Raw genomic sequence first — 9,330 nt, forward strand, 5'->3', positions numbered from 1 at the left:
TCAACACACCAAGACCCACACCCTTCCCCAACCCCCCGCACTCCCGACCTCCCGGTGGGGCCGCCGCCCCCCCCCGCCCCGGCCGTCGCACCCCCCGGTCTGTCCGTCAGGTCAGCCGGTGGGTCCGTCGGCCGGTCGGGGCCGTCGGTCCGGCCGGGCAGGGCGGTCGGCCGGGCTCGGGTCAAGGGGCATCGGTCGCGCCTCCGGTCGGTCCGTCGGTCGGCAGGTCGGTCTGAGGGGCGCAGGGGCGGTCGGTCAGGCGGTCGGTCAGCCGGCCGTCAGCCGGCCTTCTGGACGGTCCAGAGCTGCGCCGCGCCGCCGTCCGCCCGCTGGAGGTCGAGCAGCCAGCTGCCGTAGTACGGGCGGCGGCTCACGGTGAGGGCGAAGCCGCCCCCGGGGTCCGTGACCGTCACCGCGCCGCCGCGGGACGTCAGCCGCCAGCCCTGCGCCGCGTCGGTGCCGCAGGGCCGCTGCGCCACCCACATGCCGGCGGACGGAGTCCCGCCCGGCTGGAGGCACTTGCCGGACGCCGCGGACCGGATGCGGACCTGGCCGCCGCCCGCGTCGTCGAAGTACCACTGCTGGTGCGCGTACCCGTTGGCCCGTGAGCCGACGAGCACGGTGCCGTCCGCGGTACGGCCGCCCCACAGTTCTGCGGCCATGCCGGTGCTGCCGTTGCCGAGGGTGTAGCGGCTGCCGGGGGTGGTGGCGCCGCCGCCCGCCTTCGGCGTCTTGAAGGAGGTCGCCTTGCCCGGGCCGCTGTCCCGGCCGGAGCCGTCGCGCACGGACACGGTCACCTTGTAGGTGGTGTCGGGCTTGAGGCTGTGGATGCGCAGGACCTGGGACTGCACCCAGGTGAGGTGCTTGCCGTTGATCAGGACCTGGTACCAGGCGGCGCCCTCGACCTTGGGCCAGCTCACCACGACCGAGGTGGACTGGACCTGGGCGGCCGTCACGGCCGGTCCGCCGCCGGGCTTCTTGGTCGGGGTCGGCGAAGGCTTCTTCGTCGGGCTCGGGGTCGGGCTCGGGCTCGGGTTCGGACCGGGGTCGGTGCCGCCTCCGCCGCCCCTGGCCTTCATCAGGAACTGGTTGTCGGCGATGTTCCAGTGCGTGGACAGGTAGCTGCCTGCCTTGGGACTGGTGTGGAAGTAGTCGTCGTGGTTGCAGTCCAGGATGTTCTCGGCGGCCTGGTTGGTGCAGACGTTGCGCATCTTCGGGTAGTTCGGCGAGTCCGAGTAGCACATGACGTCGAACTCGTCGGTGCAGTGGGCGCCGAGGCTCGTGTTGGGAGCGCTGTTGTTCACCGCGCCCAGGTTGTGGCCGAGTTCGTGCGCCGCCGTGTGCCCGCCCCAGCACCCGGAGTCCGTACGCCCGTAGGAGGGGCCGAAGTTGCTCTGGTTGTTCTGGCCGGGACGCTCGTCGCCGGCGAAGGTGCCGATGCCGCAGTAGACCTGCGTGTCGGCGAAGATCATGTACTTGCGGTCCCGGCGGTCCAGACCCTTGCCCGCGAGCGCCGCGTTGGTGGCGCTGAACTCGGCCAGTGCCGAGTCGGAGAGCTCGATGTTGAGCACCGTCGGCGTGCAGTCCGCGTTCGTCACGTAGCGGATGTGGCGCACGCCGCCGGTCTCCTGGGCGCTCGCCGAGTAGATGAGGTCGGCGTCGGCCGCCCACTTGCGGAACGAGGCGGCGTACTGGGAGAACCGGTCGCGGCCCGGGCCGTGGACGTACACGACCTGGACGCGGTTGCCGGAGCTGCCGTCGCCCTCGCACTGGACGGTCTGGCCCACGGGTCCGGCGGCGACGGCGCGTTCGCCGGCCGAGGGGGCGGCGGCGGGCGCGGGCGCCGCGTCCTTGGTGGCGCCCGCGTCGGCGGCGGGCGCGTCCTGAGGACGCCCGCCGTCCTGCGTGGCGGCCGGGTCCTCGGTCGCGGGGCGGGACGGGTCGGCGGCCGCCGCCGTGGTGGCGACGGCCGGCGGTATCTCCTTCTTGATGTCGACACCCTTGGGCGGGGCATCGGGCCCGTGGGTGCACAGGCCGGCGTCGGTGCGGTAGACGCCGACGCACCGGTCGCCCTTGGGGGCGGCCTTGAGGCCGTCGTAGACCATCCCGCGCGCGTTCTCGTTGGCGGGTGCGTCCGGGATCGGGGCCGGCTCCTGGTCCCGGGCGGCCGCGGCGGCCGGTACGGCCGTCTCCGCGTCGGCCCCCGACGCCTGCGCGGGGGCCGCGGCCTGGGCGCCGTCGCCGATTCCGGAATAGGCGATGCCCGCCGCGATCACGGCCGCTGTGGCCGTGGCGGCGGTCAGGAGGATCAACCGCCGGGGTCTGCGCCGGTGTTCCCGCCGTCTGCGTCCTGTCATGCGCACCTCAAATGGTGATCGGAGTGACTGGGTCCGCGGAAGCCTGCCAGACGCACGCTCCGGAGAATTCGGACAAAGGGGAGCGTGACCCGAGAAATCATTCCGTTACCTGTCGGTCTGATTTGACGAACACTCAATTTGCTTTGCGATAAGGCAAGTTGGAGTAATCGGGCCTTAATGGTCCAGTCCTTTATCGGGGCGTTGTTATCGAATCGAAATAATCAAGTGAGGCTTATTGACTGGAATTCAGTCGGGGATTCATCTAATTACTACCTGCCGAATTCCCTTCGTCACGACCCGTGAGGAGGGGGGCGGACATCGCGGGCGATCCGCGGCAGACAGGACGATCGCCGGTCCGGCCGATCGCCGGCGGGAGGGCTTCCGCTTCGGCCTGGCGCGCCGACGGCGCCGTCGCGGCGTCCGGCGATCCGGCCGGGCGGGGGAGGGGCGGGCGGATCGTGGCCCCGGGCGCGCAAAAACCCCTGGCGGGTACGAGGAGGACCTCGTACCCGCCAGGGGATCAACAGGGTGAGTGACGGGACTTGAACCCGCGGCCACCTGGACCACAACCAGGTGCTCTACCAACTGAGCTACACCCACCACGAAGGGTGGCGGACCACCCGTTCGATGTGCATGCACAGCATAGCCGATCAGCGGGGTGGTTCCGCGACGCCTTATTCCGCCGCCGGAGCCCCCGCGGCGGCGTGTGCGACCGCCGCCGCGGCGAGGGCGCACGATCGGGTGCGGCCGGGTGCCGTCCCCGTACAGCTCCGGCTGGAAGAGCGTCGGGAGGAAGAAGGGGTGCCCCGGCAGCTCCGCGATGACGCGCCTGTCCCTCCTCGTCGCGGCCCGACAGCCGCAGCCCGTGCGCGGCGAGCGCCCCGGCCTCGCCGGCGTACGGGCTGCCCGGCGGGACCCACGGCGTCGAAGCGGGCCGGTGCCCCCGAGCCGGCCTCGGTCACGGCGTCGCCGGTGGGGATCCGGTACGCGTCGAGGACGAGCCCGTCGCGCGAGGCCAGGGAGTCGAGGAGGGCCGGGACGCGGGTGTGGGCGGTCACGTGCGCCGAACGTTCACCGCCGAGGGCGAGCCGGGCGGCGCGTACGGGGGGCGGGGGCGCCGGCCCGGGAGCCTGGCTGCACCCAGTCCGCCGTGTCCCAGCACCCCGCCGCGCTGGAGGGCGACCTGCGCACCGAGCTCCTCACCCGCCGGCCCGTCGCGCCGACCGCGGCCGGGGGACGGCTCCTGGAACACGCCGGGCCGCTGCAGCTGCGCCCGGCCCCCGCGCGGGCCTCCGTCCGGCTGGACGACCTCACCGACGCCCGCTGGCTCGACGCCCCCGGCATGGGACTGCCGCGCACCGCCGCCCGCGGCGCCCCGCGCTACGACGGCACCGACCTGCCGGCCCCGTGCGCGCTGGCCGCCGCCGGGCACGGCCTCGTGCTGCGGCCGCGCCGGGTCGCCGAGGCCGCCGGCGCGGGGGTCGCCGTACCCCTGGCCGCCCCGCGCCTGGTGCACCGTACGGAACTGCTCTCGCCCGGCACCGCGACGGCGCGGCCGCTGCGCTCGCCGCACGGCTCGCGGCAGGATCGCCGTATGACTCCCGACCCCACGCACACGACGCCTGACCCCGCGGCCGCCGAACCCGCCCCCTTCACGGCCGCGGACTACGCCGCCCGGATGGCCGCGGCCGCGCGGACCGCGGCCGAGGCGGGCCTGGCCGGCCTGCTGATCGCCCCCGGTCCCGACCTCACCCACCTCACCGGCTACCGCCCCACCGCCGAGACCGAGCGGCTGACCGTACTGGTCCTCGCCGCCGGACGGGAGCCGGTGCTCGTCGTACCGGCGCTGGAGGCCCCCGACGCGCAGAAGGCCCCCGGCGCCCCCGCGCTGACCCTGCGGGACTGGGCCGACGGCAAGGACCCGTACGCCGCGACCGCGCCGCTGCTGGACGCCGCCGGGCGCTTCGGCGTGAGCGACAACACCTGGGCCCTGCACCTCCTCGGCCTCCAGCGGGAGCTTCCCACCAGCTCCTACGCGTCCCTCACCGACGCGCTCCCCATGCTCCGCGCGGTGAAGGACGAACGGGAGCTGGAGCGCCTCGCCGCGGCGGGAGCCGCCGCCGACGCCGCGTACGCGCAGATCCTCCACCTCCCCTTCGCCGACCGCCGGGAGACCGACGTCGCCGCCGACCTCGCCGGCCTGCTGCGCGCGCACGGCCATTCCCAGGTCGACTTCACCGTGGTCGGCTCCGGCCCCAACGGCGCCAACCCGCACCACGAGGCCGGGGACCGCGTCATCCGCCGCGGCGACATGGTGGTCCTGGACTTCGGCGGACTGCGCCACGGATACGGCTCCGACATCTCCCGCACCGTCCACGTCGGGGAGCCCACCGCCGAGGAGCAGCGGGTCCACGACGTCGTCCGCGAGGCCCAGCAGGCCGGGTTCGCGGCGGTCCGGCCGGGCGCCGCCTGCCAGGACGTGGACCGGGCGGCCCGCGCGGTCATCACCGAGTTCGGGTACGGGGACCGCTTCATCCACCGCACCGGCCACGGCATCGGCGTCACCACCCACGAACCCCCGTACATGGTCGAGGGCGAGGAACGGCCGCTGGTCCCCGGCATGTGCTTCTCCGTGGAACCCGGCGTCTACCTGCCCGGCCGCTTCGGCGTCCGCATCGAGGACATCGTGACGGTCACCCGGGACGGCGGGCGCCGCCTGAACAACGCCCCGCGCGAACTGGCCGTCGTCGAGTAGCCGCCGGCTCCGCGGCGGCGGCCGTCACGGGCCCAGGACGACCGCCGACTCCCCCGGAACGTGCACCCGGCCGTCCGGGCCGGGGTGGTCGACGGGCTCCCAGGAGGCCAGCACCCGCACCCCGTTGCGGCCCAGCGCGATCGTCGCCGGCTCGGCGGAGAGGTTGACGACCACCCGTACGTCGCCGCGCCGGAACGTGAGCCACCGTCGCTCCTCGTCGTAGGCGACCCGGACCGCCGCGAGGTCCGGGTCGCGCAGGTCCGGGTGGGTGCGCCGGAGCGTGACCAGGGTCCGGTACCAGGCCAGCAGCCGGGCGTGCGCGCCCTGCCCCGGCTCCGTCCAGTCCAGGCGGGAGCGGTCCCGGGTCGCCGGGTCCTGCGGGTCGGGGATCTCCTCGGCCTTCCAGCCGTGCGCGGCGAACTCCCGCCGCCGGCCGGTGCGCACGGCCTCGGCGAGCTCCGGGTCGGGGTGGTCGGTGAAGTACTGCCACGGGGTGCCCGCGCCCCACTCCTCGCCCATGAACAGCATCGGTACGAACGGCCCGGTCAGCGCCACCGTCGCGGCGCACGCCAGCAGTCCGGGGGAGAGCGAGGCGGAGAGCCGGTCGCCGAGCGCCCGGTTGCCGATCTGGTCGTGGGTCTGGGTGTAGCCGAGGAACCGGTGGGCCGGGGTGCGCCGGCGGTCCACCGGCCGGCCGTGGGTGCGGCCGCGGAAGGACGACCAGGTCCCGTCGTGGAAGAACGCCCGGGTCATCGTCTTGGCGAGCGCGGCGAGCGGCGCCGCCGCGAAGTCGCCGTAGTAACCCTGGGACTCACCGGTCAGCGCGCAGTGCAGGGCGTGGTGGAAGTCGTCGTTCCACTGGGCGTGCAGGCCCAGCCCGCCACTGCCGCGCGCGGTCGTGGTGCGCGGGTCGCACCGGTCGGACTCGGCGATCAGGAACAGCGGCCGCCCGGACTCGGCCGCCAGATCGTCGACGGCGGCGGCCAGCTCCTCCAGGAAGGTGAGCGCCCGCCCGTCGGCCAGCGCGTGCACGGCGTCGAGCCGGAGGCCGTCGATCCCGTAGTCGCGCAGCCAGGCCAGGGCGCTGCCCAGGAAGTACGCGCGCACCTCGTCCGAGCCGGGCGCGTCCAGGTTGACCGCCGCTCCCCACGGGGTGTGGTGGCTGTCGGTGAAGTACGGGCCGAAGGCGGGCAGGTGGTTGCCCGAGGGCCCGAGGTGGTTGTGGACCACGTCCAGGACCACCCCGAGGCCGGCCGCGTGCGCCGCGTCGACGAACCGGGCGAGGCCGGCCGGGCCGCCGTACGGCTCGTGCACCGACCAGGGCGCGACCCCGTCGTACCCCCAGCCGTGCCGGCCGGGGAAGGAGCAGACCGGCATCAGCTCCACGTGCGTGACGCCGAGGCCCGTGAGGTGGCCCAGGCGGGCGGCGGCGGCGTCGAAGGTGCCTTCGGGGGTGAAGGTGCCGACGTGCAGCTCGTACAGGACCGCGTCCTGGAGCGGCACCCGCGGGGCCGGCGCCCCGTGGGGGGCGAGGGCGTCCATGGCGACCACCGCCGAAAGCCCGTCGGGCCCGTCCGGCAGCCGCCGGCCGCGCGGGTCGGGGCGCGGGTCGGGGTCCTCTCCCAGCAGGAACCCGTACCGGCTGCCGTCGGCGGCCGGTGCCCGCACCACCCACCAGCCCTCCCGGTCCGGATCGGGTGCCATGTCGTACGTCGCGTCGTCGAGTCGCATGGCGACATGACCTGTCAGTGGTGCCCACACCTCGAACTGCACGGACGGTCCCCTCGTCTCCGGCGGTGTCCAGCATGCGTATCCTGCCCATCATTCCGGGCCGGGCGGGGGAGTTCTGGACACTCCACCCCCGACGGGCCGACAATCACCCTGTGACGTCGAGTTTCGAGTTCCCCGCCTTTCCCGCGCCGCGGCTCTCCGACGCCGAGCGCGACCGGGCGCTGGGCCAGCTCAGGGAGGGCGCTGCCCTCGGCAAGCTGTCCCACGACACGTTCCTGCGCCGGATGGAACTCGCCCTGGTGGCGCGGCGTTCCGAGGACCTCGCCGTCCTCACCGCCGACCTCCAGAGCCGGGGCGGCCGCGAAAGCCCGTGGACCCGTCGGCTGTTCGGCTGGGTCGGCCGGGCGTCCGCGGTGAGCGTCGGCGTCCGGCGGGCGTGGACCACCGAGAGGCTGCCCCGGCTGCTGCTCCCGCACCCCGGCTCGGGGGTCCTGCGGATCGGCCGCGACCCGGGCAGCGGCCTGCGGCTCACCCACGAGACCGTCTCCCGGGCGCACGCCGAGCTGAGCCTGCGGGACGGGACATGGGTGCTGAAGGACCTCGGCTCCACCAACGGGACCACGGTCAACGGGCACCGGGTGACGGGCTCGGCGGTGGTCCGGGACGGCGACCAGATCGGCTTCGGGAAGATGTCCTTCCGGCTCTCGGCGAGCTGACGGGCGTCCTCGACCCGGACCCCGCCGATCTGCCCCGTCCGGCCGAGCCCGTCCCCGAGCACGTCGCGTACGAGAGGGCGGCGCCCCCCAGGCGCCGCTAGACGTGGACGCCGGCCGCCCCGGCGGCCGCCGTCCCTTAGCGCGGACTCGGCGCGAGGCGTTCGTACGCGGCCAGGACGGTCCGGGACTGGTGCTCGACCTGCGTGGCCACCGGGACCCAGCGGGCCTGGAAGCGGGCCGCGAACTCCTCGCACCACCCGGTGACGAGGCGGTCGAGATCGGGCGCCGCCGCGTCGTCCCGCGCGCGCAGGACGCGCAGCAGCATCGCCGCGGCGCGCAGCGACAGCCGCCGTCCGAACGCGTCGATGCTGGCGACGTACGCCGCCGTGGCCTCGGCCGGGGCGTCCGGGCCGGTCCACTCGGCGGCGATCCGCGGGATCAGGGCGAGCGTCCAGTCCACCGCGCGCAGCAGGGGCTCCGCGTCCGGGTCCGCGTACGGCGGCTGCCCGGACCGCGTTCCGTCGCGCACCCGGGCCACCAGCGCGGCGTCCTGCGTGAGGCGCTCGGACAGCACCCGCAGGGCCCGGCGGGGGTCGGGGTGCGGGGCCGGGTCGTCCACCAGGTCCGAGGCCCACATCGGGACTTCGACGATGGCGGTGGTGCCGGCGTACCGGTGGGCGTGGTACCAGGTGCTGAGCCGGGTGTCCTCCGGGTGGAAGGCTCCGGCGGCCTCGCTGCCCGGCTCCGGGATCACGAAGATCCCGGGCCCGGGGGAGAGCCAGCCGGCCGCGTCCGACGCCCCGTTCTCCACCGGGATCCGCAGTTCGGCGGCCGACTTGGCGAAGGGCTCGGCGAGGCCCGGTATGTCACGGGTGAGCTGTACCCAGGAGCCGCCGAGGTCGGTGGCGTGCAGCGAGACCTGCAGGACGGGCCGCAGCTCGTCGATCAGGGCGGTCAGGGCCAGGGTCTCGGGCGGCAGCCGGTCCGGGGGCAGTAAAGACGGCGCCCACTCGGGCTGCTCGGGCCCCGGCGGCCGGAAGAAGTGCCGGTGGTACTCCAGGAGCGAGTACGGGCGGGGCGTGCGGTGCAGGCGCGCGCCGTCCGGGTCGGCGCAGAGCAGGAAGTGCCAGCCGCAGCCGGTGCGCGGCCCCGGGTCGTGCAGCAGGTGCCGGGCGAGGGAGAGCGCGGTCGCGCCGCCGACGGGCTCGTTGGCGTGCGCGCCGGCGACGACCAGGACGTTGCGGCCGGGCCCGGCCACGGGGCCGGCATGGGTTCCGGCATGGGGCCCGGCATTCGTCCCGGCGCCGGGCCCGGCCGTGGGGCCGCCGCCGGTGCCGTCCGCCGGCCCGATGGACAGCACCCAGAGCGGCTGCCCGGCCCGGGAGGTGCCGGCCTGGCGGAGACGGACCTGGCCGGGCTGATCGTCCGCCAGCGCGCGGGCGGCCAGCGCGAGTTCGAGCGGTGTGGGGTAGCGCATGTCACGAAGGAGGGTCACAGGGGATGCCATTCCCGCCCGGCGCGCCCCCTACCGCTCCGGGCGCCCCGCACTTCCCCGGATGTCCCGCGAAGCGCCTGGCCACGCCGTCTCCGCCGACCGCACGGCCGCCCTTCGCACACCCGCCCGGGGCGGCCCGCGGGACACACCCGTGGGCCGCCGGGGCCGCCGTGCGGTGGTGGCTCCGATCCGAGATCACCGACCTCACCGTGATCTCGTACGGGGGGCCCGATGTCGGGCTGCTGGCGGCAGCGGGGCGGATCCGGCGGCTCGTCG

5 protein-coding genes, 1 tRNA gene and 3 pseudogenes are annotated in these 9,330 nt (G+C 75.1%); 4 read left to right on the plus strand and 5 right to left on the minus strand.

All coding sequences use genetic code 11. The features are described 5' to 3' along the window. Positions 1-278: 278 nt before the first annotated feature. From ABT106_RS28865 to ABT106_RS28875, 3 genes and pseudogenes are all read right to left on the minus strand, one after another. On the minus strand, positions 279-2,357 hold the full coding sequence (locus ABT106_RS28865) for an RICIN domain-containing protein (protein ID WP_351283130.1): 2,079 nt from the start codon (positions 2,355-2,357) through the stop codon (positions 279-281). Positions 2,358-2,884: 527 nt separating this feature from the next. Beyond that, a tRNA-His gene (locus tag ABT106_RS28870) sits at positions 2,885-2,957 on the minus strand. 74 nt (positions 2,958-3,031) lie between these two features. Then, a pseudogene (locus ABT106_RS28875) lies at positions 3,032-3,415 on the minus strand (CTP synthase). Positions 3,416-3,489: 74 nt separating this feature from the next. On the opposite strand from ABT106_RS28875, the pseudogene ABT106_RS32215 reads away from it, so the two are divergent. Next, positions 3,490-3,579 (plus strand): annotated as a pseudogene (locus ABT106_RS32215) (LysR family transcriptional regulator); the annotation flags it as partial. Positions 3,580-3,951: 372 nt separating this feature from the next. Next, the gene (locus tag ABT106_RS28880; protein WP_351283141.1) at positions 3,952-5,112 is read left to right on the plus strand and encodes a M24 family metallopeptidase; all 1,161 of its coding nucleotides are present in this window, start codon (positions 3,952-3,954) and stop codon (positions 5,110-5,112) included. A gap of 24 nt (positions 5,113-5,136) precedes the next feature. Here ABT106_RS28880 and treZ read toward each other — a convergent pair whose 3' ends face one another. Further along, positions 5,137-6,885: a malto-oligosyltrehalose trehalohydrolase gene (gene treZ, locus ABT106_RS28885; protein WP_502979513.1), complete on the minus strand. Its 1,749-nt coding sequence runs from the start codon at positions 6,883-6,885 to the stop codon at positions 5,137-5,139. A 110-nt stretch (positions 6,886-6,995) separates the two neighbouring features. On the opposite strand from treZ, the gene ABT106_RS28890 reads away from it, so the two are divergent. Then, entirely contained in the window at positions 6,996-7,559 is a 564-nt protein-coding gene (locus ABT106_RS28890; protein WP_351283135.1) for an FHA domain-containing protein, read from the plus strand. Positions 7,560-7,695: 136 nt separating this feature from the next. Here the strand turns inward: ABT106_RS28890 and ABT106_RS28895 are convergent, their stop codons facing one another. Further along, on the minus strand, positions 7,696-9,036 hold the full coding sequence (locus ABT106_RS28895) for a M14 family zinc carboxypeptidase (RefSeq protein WP_351283138.1): 1,341 nt from the start codon (positions 9,034-9,036) through the stop codon (positions 7,696-7,698). A 182-nt stretch (positions 9,037-9,218) separates the two neighbouring features. On the opposite strand from ABT106_RS28895, the pseudogene ABT106_RS28900 reads away from it, so the two are divergent. Next, positions 9,219-9,330 (plus strand): annotated as a pseudogene (locus ABT106_RS28900) (acyl CoA--acetate/3-ketoacid CoA transferase subunit alpha); the annotation flags it as partial.

This window comes from Streptomyces sp. NPDC002044 (assembly GCF_040296725.1).
Taxonomy (GTDB): domain Bacteria; phylum Actinomycetota; class Actinomycetes; order Streptomycetales; family Streptomycetaceae; genus Streptomyces; species Streptomyces antarcticus.

Coding starts and splice junctions, on each gene's coding strand:
- ABT106_RS28880 (WP_351283141.1), top strand. CDS start 3,952: ATGACTCCCGACCCCACGCACACGACGCCTGACCCCGCGGCCGCCGAA.
- ABT106_RS28895 (WP_351283138.1), bottom strand. CDS start 9,036: ATGCGCTACCCCACACCGCTCGAACTCGCGCTGGCCGCCCGCGCGCTG.
- ABT106_RS28865 (WP_351283130.1), bottom strand. CDS start 2,357: ATGACAGGACGCAGACGGCGGGAACACCGGCGCAGACCCCGGCGGTTG.